We start from the raw sequence: 17,255 nt of genomic DNA on the forward strand, positions 1-17,255 counted from the left end.
CCCTCACTCCGCCAGGCCCGTCAGGGACGGCGGGGCGTTGGGGGGCGGCACGTCCTCCGTCCGGTCGCCGCCGGTGCGGCGGGCCACCCAGGCGCGCAGCCGCTCCATGTACAGATAGATCACCGGGGTTGTGTACAGGGTCAGCAACTGCGACAGGATCAGGCCGCCGACGATGGTGATGCCCAGGGGGCGCCGCAGCTCCGACCCCGTGCCATGCTCCAGCGCCAGGGGAAGGGCGCCCAGCAGCGCCGCCATGGTGGTCATCATGATGGGCCGGAAGCGCAGCAGGCAGGCCTCGACGATCGAGTCGTGGGGGGACTTGCCCTCCACCCGCTCCGCCTCGATGGCGAAGTCGATCATCATGATCGCGTTCTTCTTGACGATGCCCATCAGCAGCACGATGCCGATCAGGGCCACCAGCGACAGGTCGTTGCCGGTCAGCCACAGGGCCAGCAGGGCGCCGATGCCGGCCGACGGCAGGGTCGACAGGATGGTCACCGGGTGGATGACGCTTTCATACAGCACGCCCAGCACGATGTAGATGGTGACCACGGCGGCGGCGATCAGCCACGGCTCGCTGGCGATGGACGTCTGGAACTCCGCCGCCTCGCCGGCGAAGGACCCGGTCACCGTGTCCGGCATGCCGATGTCCCGCTCCGCCTTGGTCACGGCATCCACCGCGTCGCCCAGCGACTGGCCCTCGGCCAGGTTGAAGGTGACGGTCAGGGCCGGGAACTGCGCCTGGTGGTTCACCGTCAGGGGTGCGCTGGTGGTTTCGATCCGCACCAGCGAGCTCAAGGGCACCTGGGTGTTGGTGGTGACCTGGGTGCTCTGCGCCACGGCGTTCACCGACACGGGGCCGCCGGTGCTGGGCACGTACAGCCGGCCCAGCGCCTCGGGATTGGTTTGCAGCTTGTCCGGCACCTCCAGCACCACGCGGTACTGGTTCATCTGGGCATAGATGGTGGAGATCTGGCGCTGGCCGAAGGCGTCGTACAGCACGTCGTCGATGCTCTGGATGCTGACGCCCAGGCGGGCGGCCAGATCCCGGTCGATGGTCAGCATCACCTGGCGGCCGTTGGTCTGCTGGTCGCTGGCCACGTCGCGGAACTGCGGCAGGCTGCGCAGCTTGGCCACCAGCTTGGGTGCCCATTCCGCCAGTTCCACGCCGTCGGCGTCGGCCAAGGTGTACTGGTATTGGGTGCGGCTGGCGCGGGCGCCGATCTGGATGTCCTGCACCGACTGGACGTAGACCTCGCCCTGCACGCCCGACAGCTTGTGGCTGAGGCGCACGGCGATGGCGTCGGCGTTGTCCGAGCGCTCGTCCCGCGGCTTCAGGCCCACGGACAGGTGGGCGGTGTTGGGCGTGGGGTTCACGGTGCTGGCGCCGGCGAAGCTGGTCACCGACACCACGTCGGGGTCTTTCGCCACGATGTCGGCCACCTGCTGCTGCAGGCGGCGCATGGACGCGAAGGAACTGTCCTGGTCGCCGTCCACCGTGATGGCCAGGATGCCGGTGTCCTGACTGGGCAGGAAGCCCTTGGGCATCCACATGTACAGCACGACGGTCAGCACCAGGGTGCCAATGGCCACCAGCAGCGTCAGGAACTGGAAGCGCATGACGACGGCCAGGGTGCGTCCGTAGAGCTTCAGCATCCAGTTGAAGCCGGCCTCCGTCCATTCCAGGGGCGAATAGCGCGCCCAGCGCGAGCGGCGCTGGTGGGCGGCCTGCTCCGCGGCATGGCTGCGCAGCAGGCGGCCGCACATCATGGGCGTGACGGTCAGCGACACGACGGCGGACGCGACGACGGCGATGGTCAGGGTCAGCGAGAATTCGCGGAACAGGCGCCCGATGATGCCGCTCATGAACAGCAGGGGGATGAACACCGCGACCAGCGACACCGTCAGCGAGATGACGGTGAAGCCGATCTGCTTGGCGCCCTTGTAGGCGGCGGGCAGGGGGGCCTCCCCCGCCTCGATGTAGCGGATGACGTTCTCGATCATGACAATGGCGTCGTCGACGACGAAGCCGGTGCCGATGGTCAAGGCCATGAGGGAGAGGTTGTCCAGGCTGAAGCCGCACAGCGCCATGACGCCGAAGGTGACGATCAGGGACAGGGGCAGGGCCACGGCCGGGATGATGGTGGCGCGGCCGGACCGCAGGAAGGCCAGGATGACCAGCACGACCAGCACGGTGGTCAGCACCAGGGTCTGCTGCACGTCGCGGACGCTGGCGCGGATGGTTTCCGTGCGGTCGGCGACGATGGTCAGCTTGATGCCGGCGGGCAGGGCGGCCTGAAGCTCCTTCAGCTTGTACTTCAGCCGGTCGGCCGTCTCCACGATGTTGGCGCCGGGCTGGCGCTGGATGTCCAGCAGCACGCCCTGCTTACCGTTGAACCAGGCGCCTACGCGGGCGTTTTCCAGGCCCCGGGTCACCACGCCCACGTCCTTCAGGTGGACGGGGGCGCCGTTCTTGTAGGTGACGATGACGTCGGCGTACGCCTCCGCCTTTTCGATCTGGTCGTTGGCGGTGATGGTGTAGGCCTGGGCGGCGCCATCGAAGCTGCCCTTGGCCTGGTTGACGTTGGCCTTGCCCAGGGCGGTGCGGATATCCTCCATGCTCAGGCTGTACGCGGCCAGCCGTTCCGGCTGGATCTGGATGCGTACGGCCGGCCGCTGGTTGCCCTGCACCGTCACGCGGCCTACACCCGACACCTGGCTGAGCTTCTGCGCCAGCAGGCTGTCGGCCGTGTCGGACAGGGTGGCGATGGGCAGGGTTTCCGACGTCAGCGCCAGCGACAGGATGGGCGGATCGGCCGGGTTCACCTTGGCGTAGGTGGGCGGGTAGGGCAGCGTCTTGGGCAGGGTGCTGCCCGCGGCGTTGATGGCCGCCTGCACGTCCTGCGCCGCGTCGTCGATGTTATGGCCCAGGCCGAACTGCAACGTGATGTTGGACACGCCGAAGCTGGAGATCGACGTCATGACGTCCAGCCCGGGAATCTGGCCCAACTGGCGTTCCAGCGAGGCGGTGATCAGCGTGGCCGTGGTGTCGGCACTGGCGCCCGGCAACTGGGTGGTGACCTGGATGACGGGGAAGTCCACTTCCGGCAGCGATGACACCGGCAGGGCCTGATAGCCCAGGACGCCCACCAGCACAATGCCGATCGCCAGCAACGTGGTGGCGATCGGCCGGGCGATGAAGGGGGCGGAAACGTTCATCGCGGCTGACCGCCCTGGCTGTTTCCTGGTGCGGGTTGGCCACCCGCCGGCTGGCCAGCCGCCGGTTGATTGGCGTTAGGCGCACCCTGCGCCGGATCGGTGCCCGGCTGGCCGCCCTGGTTGCGGCGGCGGTGATGTTCGCCCTCGGGCCCGGCTTGGCCGTTGCCGCCCTGGCCGCGGCGATGCTCACCGGCCGCCGGGGGGACGCCATCGGCGCCGCCCGAGGCGGACGGGGCCGCGCTGGCGATGTTGATCTTGGCGCCGTCCTGCAGTCGGTCCTGGCCGTTCACCACCACGCGCTCGCCCACCTTCACGCCGTCAGACAGGGCGGACTTGTCGCCTTCGTTCAAGGTGACGGTGACCAGGCGCGGGGTGACGGTGTTGTCGTCGTTGACGATGTAGACGAAGGTGCCGTTGGGGCCGTGCTGGATGGCGGACGCCGGCACCACCGCCAGCTTGGGCTTCACTTCCAGCAGCAGGCGCATGTTGACGAAACCGCCGGGCCACAGGCGGTTGTCCTTGTTGGGGAAGGTGGCCTTCAGCTTGATGGTGCCGGTGGTGGTGTCCACCTGGTTGTCCAGGGTGGTCAGCGTGCCCTTGTCCAGTTGGCGGCCATCGGAATTGACGGCCAGAACGCTCAGGGTCTCGCCCTTGGCCAGGTGGCTGTTGATGACGTCCAGCTGCTGCTGCGGCAGGGTGAAGGTGCCGGCGATCGGCTGCATCTGGGTGATGATCACCAGCCCGGTGCTGTCGCTGGAACTGACGATGTTGCCCACGTCGACCAGGCGCAGGCCGGTGCGGCCGTCGATGGGGGCCTTGGTGACGGTCCAGTCCAGGTTGGTACGGGCGGTTTCCACGGCCGCCTGGTCGTACTTCAGATTCGCCTCATACTGGGCGACGGTGGCCTTCTGGGTGTCATAGGTCTGCTGCGTGCCGTACTTCTCCGCCGCCAGGGCGCGATAGCGCTCCAGGTCCAGGCGGGCGTTGGCCAACTGCGCCTGGTCCTGCGCCACCTTGGCCACGGCTTGATCGTATGCCGCCTGGTACAGGCGCGGATCGACCACGGCCAGGACGTCGCCGGTCTTCACCGTCTGTCCTTCGGTGAAGGCGACCTTGGTCAGCTGGCCGCCGATGCGGGTTCTGACCGTGACCGTGTTCAGCGCCTGCACCGTGCCCAGGCCGTCCAGGTAGACCGGCATGTCGGCCAGGACCACCGGCGTCACCGCCACCGTGGGAATGGAAAAGCCGCCGCGACGTCCGCCAGGACCACCCGGCGGTCCGCCCATGGGGCCGCCCGGGGGCGGGCCACCCATGGCCCCCCGCGCATCCTGGCTGCCCGGCTTCTTGTGCATCACCCACCACGCGCCACCCCCCAGCAGCACCACGACCAGGGCAGACACCCAAACACTGCGTCGCATCGAAATCCCAACCTTCCCGATGATCTCTAGAACCGGGGTTTATACGCCGGCCAGCCTGAGATCCTGTTGTCCCGTCTATTATCGTCTATTGTGTGGATGGCTATGGCCGGTGAGATAGGGAATGGCCCGTACCCGACTGCCCCGCCTGGTGTTTCGCGCTTCCTCTTACCCTGAAAAGCCACGGGCGTCAGCACCGCTTGCGCCCGTCGGCACCGGTCCGCTTTCGCTGATCCGCCAGGTGGTTGCCCCACCGGGCCGTCCCTGCCCGGGCATGACCGTTTTATGGCATCCGCCGTCCTTCGTCCCCCGCGCCAATCGGCGCATGGCGCCAAAGCGGGGCCGTTGGCGTCCTGCCGGGGCAAATGTTTTTGCATTGCGGCAAATTGCGCTTTTGTTTGGGGTTGACGCAGGTCCCCCTGCCGGTTTATTGGCGGGCCGTCGGTTGTCCTTCGCTGTTTGGAACTTCTGGTTCCGGATGACGGGCGGCACGCCGTCAACCCCACAGATAGCCACCCTGAGAATGAACCCTCGACCTAGTGAGAGCGGCGCGGACCCGTTTGGCCGGACCCATCCGGCGCGACTGGGCGCTTCAGACCGCCAGCCGGGACAGGGGTGTGGGTGGGCGCGTCGGACCCCTTGCTGAGACGGGGGCGCCGCCGCCCCCATCCTTCACCTCGTCCCCGCCGGGCACCGGCCGCGTGACGGAGGCAGCAATGGCCCTCAACAAGACCCGTTTTTCCGCCGGGACCGATTCCGTGGCCGCCGTCATGGCGGCGGGGCCCCGGGCCGCGCAGGCCCAGCGCGCGGCGCACTCTGGCCATGGCCTCACGCTGGTATGGCGGCAGGATGCCGTCGGCCGCCCCGTCATGGGCTGGATGCTGATGCGCCGCCCGGTGGCCGCCAATGACGTTGCCGCCAACGACGCACCGTCGGAGGGCCGAACGCGGCACGCCTTCTGACCGGCGTTCGATTCCCGTAGCCTTTTCCGACACCACCGGCGAAGGGGGGAATGGCTGATGACCATGCACGTCCTCCACGGCGGCCGTGACGGGCTGGGATCTCCCAGCCCGCTGGCCCGCCTGGCGCCGTCCCGCTGGGACATGGTGGCCCTGCCCCTGGTCCTGGGCCTGCTGGCCCTCATGGTCTTCGGCGGGCACGAGGTGGCGCAGCCGCTGTCGCAGCTGGAACGCACCCCCATCACGCTTGATCCCTGGACCCTGCCCTATTACGCCCTGCGCACCACGCTGCGCATGATGGCGGCGCTGGGCGCCTCCCTGCTGTTCACCCTGGTCTACGCGCCGCTGGCGGTGAAGAGCCAGCGGGCCGGGCAGATCCTCATCCCGGCGCTGGACATCCTGCAGTCCGTGCCGGTGCTGACCTACCTGTCCTTCACGGTCACCTTTTTCTTGGGCCTGTTCCCCGGCCAGGTGGTGGGGGCGGAGCTGGCGTCCATCTTCGCCATCTTCACCAGCCAGGCCTGGAACATGACGTTCAGCTTCTACCAGTCGCTGCGGACGGTGCCGTCCGACCTGGAAGAGGTGTGCACGGGCTATCACTTCTCCACCTGGCAGCGCTTCTGGCGGCTGGAGGTGCCCTTCGCCATTCCCGGCCTGGTCTGGAACATGATGATGAGCATGTCCGGCGGCTGGTTCTTCGTGGTGGCGGCCGAGGCGGTGACCGTGGGCAGCACCACCATCACTCTGCCGGGGGTCGGCGCCTATCTGGCGCTGGCCATTGAACAGCGCGACCTGGGCGCCATCGGCTGGGTCATCCTGACCATGCTGGGCGTCATCATCCTCTATGACCAGCTGCTGTTCCGGCCGCTGGTGGCCTGGGCGGATCGGTTCCGCGCCGACACCGTCCAGGCGGAACAGCGCCCGACCTCCTGGGTGCTGACCATGGTGGAGCGGTCCGCCCTGTTCCGCGCGCTGGGCCGGCCGGCCGGCGGGGCCGCGCGCGCCACCCTGCGCTGGCGTTTCCCGTCCCTGCCCAAGCTCAAGCTGGCGGCGCCGCGGCTCAGCCCCCGCGCCATCAAGATCGGCGATTACGTGTGGCAGGGGGCGCTGGCCGCCATGGCGATCTACGTCGCCGTGGACGGCATCCGCTTCATGGCCACCGGCGTCACCTGGGGCGATGTCGGCCACGTCGTGCTGCTGGGGCTCGCCACCATGGTCCGCGTGATCGTGCTGATCGTCCTGGCCGCCATCTTCTGGGTGCCGGTCGGCGTGATGGTCGGCATGCGGCCGCGCCTGGCGGCCATCGTGCAGCCCCTGGCCCAGTTCCTGGCCGCCTTCCCGTCGAACCTGTTCTTCCCCGTGGCGGTCGCCGTCATCGTGCATTGGACCTTGAACCCGGACATCTGGCTGTCGCCGCTGATGATCCTGGGCACGCAGTGGTACATCCTGTTCAATGTCGTGGCCGGGGCCCAGGCCTACCCCGTGGACCTGCGCGACGTCATCGCCAACCTGCGCCTGCGCGGCTGGCGCAAGTGGCGCGACGCCTTGCTGCCCGGTGTCTTCCCCCACCTGGTCACGGGCGCCATCACCGCCAGCGGCGGCGCCTGGAACGCCAGCATCGTGGCGGAGGCCGTGTCCTGGGGTGACACCCATGTGCAGGCCCGCGGCCTGGGCGCCTACATCGCTCAGATGACGACCGACGCCGATTTCCCCCGCCTGGTGCTGGGCAACGTCGTCATGGTCTGCTTCGTCGTGCTGTTCAACCGCTTGGTCTGGCGCCCGCTCTACGGGTACGCCGAACGCCGCCTGCGTGTGTCCTGAGGACACGGGAAGGAGACCGAAATCATGAACCTGACCCCGAAGTCCCTGCGGACCGCGATGGGCACCCCCCTGGGCGTGAACGCGCCGGCCGACCTCGCCACCGCCGGCGTGGCCCCGCGCGCGCCGTCCAGCAACGCCCCCATCCTCACCGTGCGTGGCGTCAGCAAGCGCTATGACGCCGATCCGGACAGCCCGCTGGTTCTGGACAAGGTGGACATGACGGTGGACCGGCGCGAGATCGTTGCCCTGCTGGGCCGGTCCGGCTCCGGCAAATCCACGCTGCTCCGCATCATCGCCGGCCTCTTGTCCTCCACCTCCGGCCAGGTGTCGGTGGCGGGCAAGCCGGTTTCGGGCCCGGCCAATGACGTGGCCATGGTCTTCCAATCTTTCGCCCTGTTTCCCTGGCTGACCGTGCTGGAGAATGTGCAGGTGGGGCTGGAGGCGCGCGGCGTCCCGCCGGCGGAAATGCGCCGCCGGGCGCTGGCCGCCATCGACCTCATCGGCCTGGACGGGTTTGAGAACGCCTACCCGCGCGAGCTGTCGGGCGGCATGCGCCAGCGCGTGGGCTTCGCCCGCGCCCTGGTGCTGGACCCCGGCATCCTGCTGCTGGATGAGCCGTTCTCGGCCCTGGACGTGCTGACGGCCGAAACCGTCCGCACCGACTTCCTGGACCTGTGGGCGGACGGGCACCTGGCCATCGGTGCTGTGCTGCTGGTGACCCACAACATCGAGGAAGCGGTGCAGATGTGCGACCGCATCCTGGTGATGTCGTCCAATCCGGGCCGCGTGGCGGCGGAGATCGAGGTGACGCTGCCCCATCCACGCGTCCGCACCGATCCCGCCTTCCGCCAGATGGTGGACCACATCTACGGCCTGATGACCCGTCGCCCCAAGGCGGCCCCCGGCCCCGCCGAGACGCTGGCCGCGGGCCTCAGCCTGCAGTTGCCGCACGTGTCGACCAACGTGCTGGCCGGCCTGATGGAACTGGTGGACGGCGCGCCGCATAACGGCGTGGCCGACCTGCCGGTCATCTCCTCCGCCCTGCAGATGTCCACGGACGACCTGTTGAAGGTGGCGGAAACCCTGCAGATGCTGGGCTTTGCCGAGGTGGTGGAGGGTGACATCCGCCTGTCGGCGCCGGCGCGGCAGTTCGCCCAGACCGAGCTGGACGTGCGTAAGCGGCTGTTCGCCGACCATCTGCTGCAACGCATTCCCCTGGCCGGCCACATCCGGCGCGTCCTGCAGGAACGTCCCAACCACCGCGCCCCCCGCGCCCGTTTCGAGACGGAGCTGGAGGATTACATGTCCGAGACGGCGGCGGATGAGACGCTGAAGGCCATGATCAGCTGGGCCCGGTATGCCGAGGTCTTCGCCTACGACGGCGATACGGAGCAGTTCCACCTGGACGCGGAAGAAGAGGCCTGATGGGGGACCGCGGGGCACCGCTGCATCGGCCAGGATGCTGATTTCAGCGGCGCGCGACGGAAGGGACTTGGCAGAACGGGCCGCCGGTGATGCACTGCGCGGCCCGTTCGCTTTTCCGGAAGATGCCCATGGTCCGCCCCACTTCCCGCCGCCTGTTCGCGCTCGCCCTCATTGGGGCGGGATTGTGGGGGAACGCCGCCGGGGCGGTGGGGCTGCCGTCCACGCCGGCCAAGCCGGTGACGGACACTTATTTCGGGCAGGTGGTGACCGACCCTTATCGTTGGCTGGAGGACTGGTCCGATCCCGTCGTGAAGCGTTGGTCCGCCGACCAGAACGCCTACAGCCGCGTCTACTTGGACGCCGTGCCCCAGCATGCCGCCATCAAGGCGCGGCTGACATCCCTGATCGCGGCCACCCCGACTCGCTATTCCGGCGTACGCGCCGCCGGCGGCCATCTCTTCGCCCGCCTGACCGATCCCCGCCTGCAACAGCCGCAAATCGTCATGATCGACGACTCGATGGCCACGGCGCCGTCGCGGGACCTGCCCGTCCGCGTGGTGATCGACCCCAACAAGATCGACCCGCGCGGCTTGACCGCGGTCGATTGGTTCGTGCCCTCGCCTGACGGCCGGCTGGTGGCGGCCAGCCTGTCCACTGGCGGTAGCGAGAACGGCAGTGTCCATGTCTTCGACGCCGCCACCGGCGCGGAGGTGGGTGACGTCATTGCCCGCGTGCAATACCCCACCGGCGGCGGCGACCTGGCCTGGTCCGCCGATGGCAAGGGCTTCTGGTACACCCGTTACCCAGGCGAGGAGCGCCCGGAGGCCGACCGCCATTTCTTCATGCAGGTCTACTGGCACCCGCTGGGCGGGGACCCGCGCAACGACAGTTATGTGCTGGGCCATGACTTCCCCCGCATTGCGGAGGTGGAGCTGGACAACCGCGAGGGCACCGGCCCGCTGGTCATCTCCGTCGCCAACGGCGATGGCGGCGAGTTCGAGCATTTCCTGCTGCCGGCATCCGCCGGTCCCACCGGCGCGCCGGTGCCGGTCACCCGGTTCGCGGACAAGGTGGTGGCGGTGACGCCCGGCCCGGATGGCGCGCTGTACCTGATTTCCCGGCTGAACGCCCCGGCGGGGCGCCTGTTGCGCCTGGCGCCGGGCGACACTGACTTGGCCCATGCCAAGCTCTTGGTGCCGGAGGGCAAGGCGGCGCTGCTGTCCGACCGGGGGTCGCACTCCCTAGCGGTGACGGACAACCGCCTCTATTTGCGCCGCATCGAGGGCGGGCCGATCAGCGTCGCCATGGTGGCACCAGCCACGGGCCAGCCCCTGGGCCCCTTGCCCCTGCCGCCGGTGTCCGCCAACCATGAACTGGTGCCCCTGGCCGGCGGGCGCGTGCTGTATGACGTCACCACCTATCTCAGGGCGCCGCTGTACGCCGTTTATGACGAGCGGCGGCAGAGCATGGACGAGACCAAGCTCACCGCCTCCGGCGGGCTGGACTTCGGCGATGCCGAGGTGGTGCGCGATGCCGCCATCTCGGCGGACGGGACCCAAGTGCCGGTCACCCTCATCATCCCCAAGGGCGCCCGCAAGGGTGGAAAGGCGCCGGCGCTGCTGACGGGGTACGGCGGCTTCGGCATCAGCCTGACGCCGGGGCAGCTGGCGGCGGAACAGCGGCTGTGGCTGGACGCCGGTGGCATCTACGCCGTCGCCAACCTGCGCGGCGGGGCGGAATTTGGCGAGGCCTGGCACGATGCCGGCCGCCTGACCAACAAGCAGCACGTCTTCGACGATTTCGCCGCCGTGGCCCGCCTGTTGGTCCAGCGGGGCTACACCGATGCCGACCATCTGGCCCTGATCGGCGGCAGCAACGGGGGGTTGCTGATGGGCGCCACCCTGACCCAGCATCCGGAACTGGCCCGCGCCGTGGTGGGCAACGTGGGCCTCTACGACATGGTCCGCACCGAACTGGACCCCAACGGCGCCTTCAACATCACCGAATACGGCACGGTGACCGATCCGGCGCAGTTCCGCGCCATCTACGCCTATTCCCCCTATCACCACGTCACGGACGGCACCCGCTATCCGGCCGTGCTGCTGACCACGGGGGAGAATGACGGGCGGGTTAACCCTATGCATTCGCGCAAGATGGTGGCGCGGCTGCAGGCGGCCGACCCCGCCGGCCTGCCCATCCTGCTGCGCACAACCGCCAATGCCGGGCATGGGCATGGCAGTTCCCTGGCGGAGCGGGTGGCCTTGTCGACCGACATCTACGGTTTTCTGTTCGACCAGTTGGCCATGACCCTGCCGCCGGCGGCCAAGTGACGGCTGTGCGGATGCTTTAAGGCTGTCGCGGGCGGGACGGGTGGCCCATAGTAGGGGGCTGTTTTTCCTCACGCTGTTCCGCCCCCATGGGTCCGCCTGGTGCCATGACGTCCTTGCCCGCCATTCCGCCATTCCTTTCCCCGTTGGGGGCTGGGGTGGACTGGCTGGACCCCGCTTGTCGGCTGGTCCAGGATGGGCAGGTGTATGGCCAGGCGGACCTGATTGGCCGTGCCCGGGACTTATGGGCGCGCTGGGGCGCCGTGGGGCCGGTGGCGGCGGTGGCGGCCACACCGCTGGCCGTGGCCACGGCCCTGATTGCCGCGTGCTTGTCGAACGTCCCGCTGTTCCTGCTGCGCGGTGCCGATGTGCCGCCGGGGGTGGACGCCTTGGTTCACGCGGACGGTATGGTGACGCGCCTCAACAATGGCGCGGGGGCGGTGACGTCGGGCTTTTCCCTGGTGCTGGAAACATCCGGCACCACGGGCGCCCCCAAGCGCCTGCGCCATGATTTCGGGCGCCTGACGGCGCGTATCCAGCCGGGGCGCGGGCAGGGCTGCACGTGGTTGGCCACCTTCGATCCAGGCGGCTACGCCGGCCTGCAGGTGCTGCTGACCGTGCTGCGGGGCGGCGGTACCCTGGTCGACGGCGCGGCCCATGACGTACCGGCGCAGGCCGAGCGCGCGATGCGGCACTCCGTCACCCACATCAGTGCCACGCCCAGTTTCTGGCGGGCCTTTCTGCTGACGGGAAAGACACCACCGTTGAAGGCGCTGACCCTGGGGGGGAGGCGGTGGATCAGGCCCTGCTGGACCGCTTGGCGGCGTCCTTCCCCGACGCCACGCTGCGTCATATCTATGCCAGCACCGAGGCGGGCTCCTTGTTCGCCGTGTCTGATGGTCGCGCCGGCTTCCCCGCCGCCTGGCTGGAGACGGGCGTGGAAGGGACCGACCTTGCCATCCGTGACGGCGTGCTGCATGTCAGGGGGCCCCGGCTGGCCGTCGCCCTGGCCGATGAGCGCCTGCTGACGGACGCCGACGGCTGGTACGCCACCGGCGACCGGGTCGAGGTGGTGGGCGACCGGGTGCTTTTCCGGGGGCGTGAGGACGGCGTGGTCAATGTCGGCGGGGTGAAGGTCATGCCGGACGCGGTGGAGGCGCTGATCCAGGCGGTGCCCGGCATCGCCGACGCCGCCATCCGGGTGCAGGCCAGTCCCATCACCGGGCATCTGCTGACGGCGCAGTTGGTGGCGGCCCCAGGTCAGGACCCCACCGTCCTTCGGCCCCTGGTGGTGGCGGCCTTGGCCGGCCTGTCGCCAGCCGCGCGGCCCCGACGGCTGGAATTCGTTACGGATCTGGAACTATCCCCTTCTGGCAAGAAAAAGCGGGTGCAGGCATGAGTGATCACATCATCGTCACCGGCGGCAGCCGGGGGCTGGGTCTGGCCTTGGTGCGCGCCCTGTTGGCGGACGGCTGGCGCGTCTCCACCTGCGCCCGCATCACCACGGCGGAGGTGGAGGAACTGGCGGGCCAGCACGGCGACCGCTTCCTCTTCCAGGTGGCGCAGGTGGGGGACGCGGCCCAGGTGACGGCCTTCGTCGACGCCGCGGCGGCCTGGGCCGGCGGCCTCTACGGCCTGGTCAACAACGCCGGCATCGCGCGCGAAGGCATCCTGGCCACCCTGCCGCAGGTGGAAATCGACACCCTGATCCAGACCAATCTCAACGGCGCCATCCAGGCGGCGCGCGCGGCCCTGCGCCACCTGCTGCGCCGGCCCGCCGACGCCAGCCCGGCGGGCGGACGCATCGTCAACATCTCCTCCATCATCGGGCAGCGCGGCTATACCGGCCTTGCCGCCTATGCCGCCACCAAGGCGGGGATGGACGGCATGACCCGGGCCTTGGCGCGTGAGGTGGGGCGGCGTGGCATCACCGTCAACTCGGTGGCGCCGGGCTATCTGGAGACGGAAATGTCGTCGACGCTCAGCGCTGGCCAGCGCGACCAGATCATCCGGCGCACGCCGTTGGGTCGCCTCGGCACGGCCGATGACGTCGTGCCGGTCGTGCGCTTCCTGCTGGGGCCGGCCGCCGCCTATATTACCGGGCAGACCCTGGTGGTCGACGGCGGCATCAGTTGCTGAGGGGAGGATATTAATGGCCTTGGCCCGGTTGAACGGCGTGGCGGTGCGGGGCATCGTCTCGGCACTGCCGGCCCGGGTGGAAGACACCACGGACCTGGCCGTCCGCTTCGGCGAAGACGCGGCGCGGCGCCTGGCCACGGCCACCGGCATCCATGCCCGCCATCGAGTGGCACCGGACCAGTGCACCTCCGACCTCGCCGTGCCCGCCGCGCAGGCGCTGCTGCGGGGGCTGGGCTGGCCGGCTGACAGTGTCGACCTGCTGGTCTTCGTCAGCCAGACCCATGACCAGGTGCTGCCGGCCACCGCCTGCCTGGTGCAGCGGCGGCTGGGCCTGCCCAAGACAGCCGCGGCCTTCGACCTGTCGCTGGGCTGCTCCGGCTATGTGTATGGCTTGTGGGCCGCGGGCTCGGCCCTGGCCACCCTGCTGCCACGGGCGGATTGCCGTCCGGCGCGTGCCCTGCTGCTTGTCGGGGACACCACCACCCGTCTCCTGGACCCGGATGACCGGGCTGTCGCCCCGCTGTTCGGCGATGCCGCCGCCGCCACGGCGCTGGAAATCGACCCCGCCGCCGCCGCCATGACCATTGATCTGGGGACGGACGGCGCCGGTGCCCCCTACCTCATGGCGGCGGGTGGGGCCATGCGCGCGCCGGACCAGCTCGCCCGGCTGTTCATGGACGGCACGCAGGTCTTCGCCTTCACCCTGCGCGAAGTGCCGGCCGCCATCGCCGCCACGCTGGCCGCAGCGGGCTGGTCGCCGGCGGACGTCGACCGCTTCGTCCTGCACCAGGCCAATGAGATGATGATACGCCGCCTGGGGCAAAAGATCGGCGCCACAGAGGATAAGCTGGTGCTGGCGCTGGCCCGCCACGGCAACACCAGTTCCGCCTCCGTGCCCCTGGCCCTGACCGACGCGATGGCCGGCATGCTCAAGGCGGGGCCGGCCCGGGTCCTGCTATCGGGGTTCGGGGTCGGCTGGTCCTGGGCCACGGCGGCGGCCACCCTCGGGCCGCTGGCCGTATGCGAAACCCTGGTGCTGCCCCCCTGAGGGCGGCCCCGCTTGGGCCGGGCGGCCGGCCTTATACGCGCGTCATTCTCAAATGCGCCCTCAAGCGCCGGGCGGCGGACATCCGTCCGCTTAGGCTTGTCCTCGCTGCGCCCTGCGGTGCTCGCTCCGGCGGCCCCCGTCGGGGGCCTTCAGCGGCACGAGTCACTATCTCGTGACGCTGGTATTATTCGTCGATGGACGGGGCGGCCACTTTGCGGCGGCGGCGCACCACCTCCACCGTCGGTTTGGGCGCCGGGGGCGCGTCCATGGTTTCCTTGATGTCGAACAGCTTACGGCACAATTTCAGGGCACGGTAATTGTTGCCCTCCCGCACCAGGGTCTGCACCTCATCGAACAAGGCCTCCTTGTCCGGATGCTGGGCGCGCGCCTCTTCCAGAATCGCGGCGAAGTGAACCATGTTGGTCGCCGCGTCTTCGGGGAAGATGTAGATCAGCTGAATGACGAAGTAGAGCCGCTTTTCGATGGTGTCGCAGTTCTCCTCCTTCAGGATTTCCCGGCCCCGCAGGAAATTCACCTTGTTATAGAAGAACAGCGAGACGGGGTGATCGCCGATGCCGATGACGGCGCCGTTGACGATCAGCTTTTCTCCCGGGCGTAGCACCAGTTTTAGCGGCACGGGGCAATCCTTCCTTAGAACGCGGTCACAGACCCCGGGGCCCGGCTTGGAAATCCGGCCTGATGGCCGGGCGGGCAAACCTTAAACGGATAGGGGCGTCCCCTGCAGGCGGGGCCCTTAGGAATTACGGCAGCCAACCCCGTCCGGTCATCAAAAAACCGCTGGCGCCGGAACCCCGCGACAAAAAAAGAAGGTGGCGGACGCCGCCGTCCGCCACCTTCCGTACTTCCAAACCGTCGCTGGTCTATTAGAACAGCTTGAGGATGGACTGCTGAGCCTGGTTGGCCAAGGACAGGGTGGTGACACCCAGGGACTGCTTGGTCTGCAGGGCCAGCAACTGGGCACCGGCTTCGTTCTGGTCCACCTGCGTCAGGTTGTCAGAGCCATCCTGCAACACGTTGTTGAACGCGCTCGTGAAGTCGGAGCGGGTCTGGACGATGTTCAGGTTGGTGCTGAGCGTCTGAGAGGCGGCGCGCAGGACGTTGGTGGCGTTGGTCAGCTGCGCCGAGGCCTTGTCGATATCCGACCGGTCCAGGAAATTGTTCTGGGCGTAGTCGATGGCCAGGCCTTGGCCCGAGGTGGTGATGTTGGTCGCCGCAACGGTGATGCTGCTGCTGTTGTCCGCGTTGAACTGGACGCTCAGGTCGTTCGACGTACCCGCCGCCGTGGTCTGCGCGGTGGTGACGTTCGCCGCACCAGCGGCACTCGCCGCCAGGATGACGTTGCTCGCGGCCACGTTCAGTCGGACGGTGCCCGTGCTGAACGAGAAGGCGTTTTCACCATCCGCCAGCTTGGAGTCACCCCGCTGGTTGGCGCCGGAACGGGTCACGGAGACACCGTTCAGGTCAGTGGCGGTCACAGCGACATCCACATTCTTTTCGATGGTGGAGGTGCCGTTACCATTCGTGCCCAGGGCTTCCAGCGACGCGCGGTCGATGGTGAAGGAGACCACGGTGCCCGACGAGAAGGAGATGGAAACGTTCTTCGTCAGGGCGTTCGATGCCGAGGTGCCCAGGGTGAAGGTATTGGCGGTGCCCGTGCTGCCGGGAGCCGTCAGCGTGAAGCTGTTGGAGGTGCCACCGGGATTCGAGGCCGTGAAGGTGGACAGCGAACCGCCAGCGGCCGTAGCCGCATTGATCTTGTTGTACAAGCCAACGGCGATGTTCTTCTCACGTGTGGCAGCGTCAGCCGCCGTCACGTCACCAGCCGACGCGGTGTAGGTGAAGGAGGTGCCGTTGACCGTGGCGGTGAAGGTGTCGCCCTTATCGACATTGCCGGTGATGGTGATCGTCGACGTCTGCTTCGTGCCGGACACGCCGGCGGTGGACAGCGTGTTCGAGACCGCCTGGGTGTTGTCGAAGAAGTTGATGGTCCGCGACTCGGAGCCTTCCGTCACCACCACGCTGCGGGTCTGGCCGACCGCGCCGCGCGTCTGGATCGAAATGTCGGAGAAGTTGCCGGAGGTGCTGCTCAGCTTGCCGGAAACCTTCAGGCCGAACACGCCGCGGGCCGTCTCGGCATTGGCGATGTCGCCGGCATCGCCGGAAATCGCACCGGTGCCGGAGACGCGCACCGAATAGGTGTCGGCCGAGGTGATGTTGGTGACGCGGGTGTTGGAAATCGCCGTGATGGAATTGGCCGTGGCGACCGAGGTCGAGGTGGCGGCGAAGGACTGGCCATTACCGGCGACCAAGTTCTTGCCCGAGTAGCCGCTGTCGCCAGCCAGCTTGTCGATTTGGTCCTTGATGCCGTTGAACTGGTCGGCTAGCGACTTGCGAGTCGCGATGGAGCTGGCGTCCGTACCGAGGTTGGAGTACGCGGTCGTCAGCAGGCCCTGGGCCTGGGTGACCAGCGACTGGATGGAGGTGATGCCCTGGCTGCCCGCCTTAATGGTGTTGACGGCCTGCGTCATACCATCCTTCAGGGTGGACAGATCGTTCGCGCGCTGGCTCAGGCTCTGCGCGGCGAAGAAAGCGGTGGGACCGTCGAGGGCGGAATTGACCTTCTTACCGGTCGCCAGCTGGGTTTCGAGCTTGCTCGTGGACGTGGTGGTCTGCTGCAGCAGCAGCAGATTGGACCGCATGCTGGACGAAAGCTGAACGGCGTCAGACATAAGAAATCTCCTTTGGAGAGGGTGTGTGTCGCCCGAATTTTTCGGGCACGGTAAGTGATGACCTGTTTCTGCGACGGAGTCAAGGCACGATTGATAAAATTTTAGACATTCTGTCCACGCCCCTGGGGGCTATCGTCGCGCCAGCCTCTGCC

At 68.3% G+C, this 17,255-nt stretch carries 11 protein-coding genes and 1 pseudogene; 8 read left to right on the plus strand and 4 right to left on the minus strand.

The genetic code is table 11. From position 1 onward, the window contains the following. Positions 1 to 3: 3 nt before the first annotated feature. Both UCD39_RS04655 and UCD39_RS04660 read right to left on the minus strand, forming a co-directional pair. On the minus strand, positions 4 to 3,219 hold the full coding sequence (locus tag UCD39_RS04655; RefSeq protein ID WP_330494911.1) for an efflux RND transporter permease subunit: 3,216 nt from the start codon (positions 3,217 to 3,219) through the stop codon (positions 4 to 6). Beyond that, positions 3,216 to 4,637, minus strand: a complete 1,422-nt coding sequence (locus UCD39_RS04660; RefSeq protein WP_330494912.1) for an efflux RND transporter periplasmic adaptor subunit — start codon at positions 4,635 to 4,637, stop codon at positions 3,216 to 3,218. The genes UCD39_RS04655 and UCD39_RS04660 overlap by 4 nt, the downstream gene beginning before the upstream one ends. Before the next feature lie 713 nt (positions 4,638 to 5,350). Here UCD39_RS04660 and UCD39_RS04665 point away from each other — a divergent pair. The 8 genes and pseudogenes from UCD39_RS04665 to UCD39_RS04700 all read left to right on the plus strand — a co-directional run bounded on the left by UCD39_RS04665 (position 5,351) and on the right by UCD39_RS04700 (position 14,353). After that, the gene (locus tag UCD39_RS04665; protein ID WP_145734714.1) at positions 5,351 to 5,596 is read left to right on the plus strand and encodes a hypothetical protein; all 246 of its coding nucleotides are present in this window, start codon (positions 5,351 to 5,353) and stop codon (positions 5,594 to 5,596) included. 57 nt (positions 5,597 to 5,653) lie between these two features. Continuing rightward, on the plus strand, positions 5,654 to 7,414 hold the full coding sequence (locus tag UCD39_RS04670) for an ABC transporter permease (RefSeq protein WP_330494913.1): 1,761 nt from the start codon (positions 5,654 to 5,656) through the stop codon (positions 7,412 to 7,414). A gap of 24 nt (positions 7,415 to 7,438) precedes the next feature. Then, positions 7,439 to 8,839 (plus strand): ABC transporter ATP-binding protein, encoded by a 1,401-nt coding sequence (locus UCD39_RS04675; protein WP_330494914.1) that lies wholly within the window; start codon positions 7,439 to 7,441, stop codon positions 8,837 to 8,839. Between the two features lie 128 nt (positions 8,840 to 8,967). Then, on the plus strand, positions 8,968 to 11,169 hold the full coding sequence (locus UCD39_RS04680; protein WP_330494915.1) for a prolyl oligopeptidase family serine peptidase: 2,202 nt from the start codon (positions 8,968 to 8,970) through the stop codon (positions 11,167 to 11,169). A 404-nt stretch (positions 11,170 to 11,573) separates the two neighbouring features. Further along, positions 11,574 to 11,930: pseudogene (locus UCD39_RS04685) on the plus strand (AMP-binding protein); the annotation flags it as partial. Between the two features lie 29 nt (positions 11,931 to 11,959). After that, a complete protein-coding gene (locus tag UCD39_RS04690; RefSeq protein WP_330494916.1) occupies positions 11,960 to 12,565 on the plus strand; it encodes an AMP-binding enzyme in 606 nt (201 codons plus the stop codon). After that, a complete protein-coding gene (locus UCD39_RS04695) occupies positions 12,562 to 13,305 on the plus strand; it encodes an SDR family NAD(P)-dependent oxidoreductase (RefSeq protein ID WP_330494917.1) in 744 nt (247 codons plus the stop codon). The genes UCD39_RS04690 and UCD39_RS04695 overlap by 4 nt, the downstream gene beginning before the upstream one ends. A 13-nt stretch (positions 13,306 to 13,318) precedes the next feature. Beyond that, the gene (locus UCD39_RS04700; RefSeq protein WP_330494918.1) at positions 13,319 to 14,353 is read left to right on the plus strand and encodes a ketoacyl-ACP synthase III; all 1,035 of its coding nucleotides are present in this window, start codon (positions 13,319 to 13,321) and stop codon (positions 14,351 to 14,353) included. Between the two features lie 184 nt (positions 14,354 to 14,537). Here UCD39_RS04700 and UCD39_RS04705 read toward each other — a convergent pair whose 3' ends face one another. Further along, positions 14,538 to 14,990 carry a flagellar biosynthesis repressor FlbT gene (locus tag UCD39_RS04705; protein ID WP_145734717.1) on the minus strand — a complete coding sequence of 151 codons (453 nt, stop codon included), beginning with the start codon at positions 14,988 to 14,990 and terminating at the stop codon, positions 14,538 to 14,540. A 247-nt stretch (positions 14,991 to 15,237) separates the two neighbouring features. Further along, entirely contained in the window at positions 15,238 to 17,103 is a 1,866-nt protein-coding gene (locus UCD39_RS04710; protein WP_330494919.1) for a flagellin N-terminal helical domain-containing protein, read from the minus strand. Between the last annotated feature and the right edge of the window lie 152 nt (positions 17,104 to 17,255).

Origin of the sequence: Nitrospirillum karajorum (assembly GCF_036348415.1) — a bacterium.
GTDB lineage: Bacteria > Pseudomonadota > Alphaproteobacteria > Azospirillales > Azospirillaceae > Nitrospirillum > Nitrospirillum amazonense_B.

What these genes read in the sequence shown, in the direction of transcription:
- UCD39_RS04680 (WP_330494915.1), top strand. Translation starts at nt 8,968, where the DNA reads ATGGTCCGCCCCACTTCCCGCCGCCTGTTCGCGCTCGCCCTCATTGGG.
- UCD39_RS04665 (WP_145734714.1), top strand. Translation starts at nt 5,351, where the DNA reads ATGGCCCTCAACAAGACCCGTTTTTCCGCCGGGACCGATTCCGTGGCC.
- UCD39_RS04710 (WP_330494919.1), bottom strand. Translation starts at nt 17,103, where the DNA reads ATGTCTGACGCCGTTCAGCTTTCGTCCAGCATGCGGTCCAATCTGCTG.
- UCD39_RS04695 (WP_330494917.1), top strand. Translation starts at nt 12,562, where the DNA reads ATGAGTGATCACATCATCGTCACCGGCGGCAGCCGGGGGCTGGGTCTG.
- UCD39_RS04670 (WP_330494913.1), top strand. Translation starts at nt 5,654, where the DNA reads ATGACCATGCACGTCCTCCACGGCGGCCGTGACGGGCTGGGATCTCCC.
- UCD39_RS04700 (WP_330494918.1), top strand. Translation starts at nt 13,319, where the DNA reads ATGGCCTTGGCCCGGTTGAACGGCGTGGCGGTGCGGGGCATCGTCTCG.
- UCD39_RS04660 (WP_330494912.1), bottom strand. Translation starts at nt 4,637, where the DNA reads ATGCGACGCAGTGTTTGGGTGTCTGCCCTGGTCGTGGTGCTGCTGGGG.
- UCD39_RS04675 (WP_330494914.1), top strand. Translation starts at nt 7,439, where the DNA reads ATGAACCTGACCCCGAAGTCCCTGCGGACCGCGATGGGCACCCCCCTG.
- UCD39_RS04655 (WP_330494911.1), bottom strand. Translation starts at nt 3,219, where the DNA reads ATGAACGTTTCCGCCCCCTTCATCGCCCGGCCGATCGCCACCACGTTG.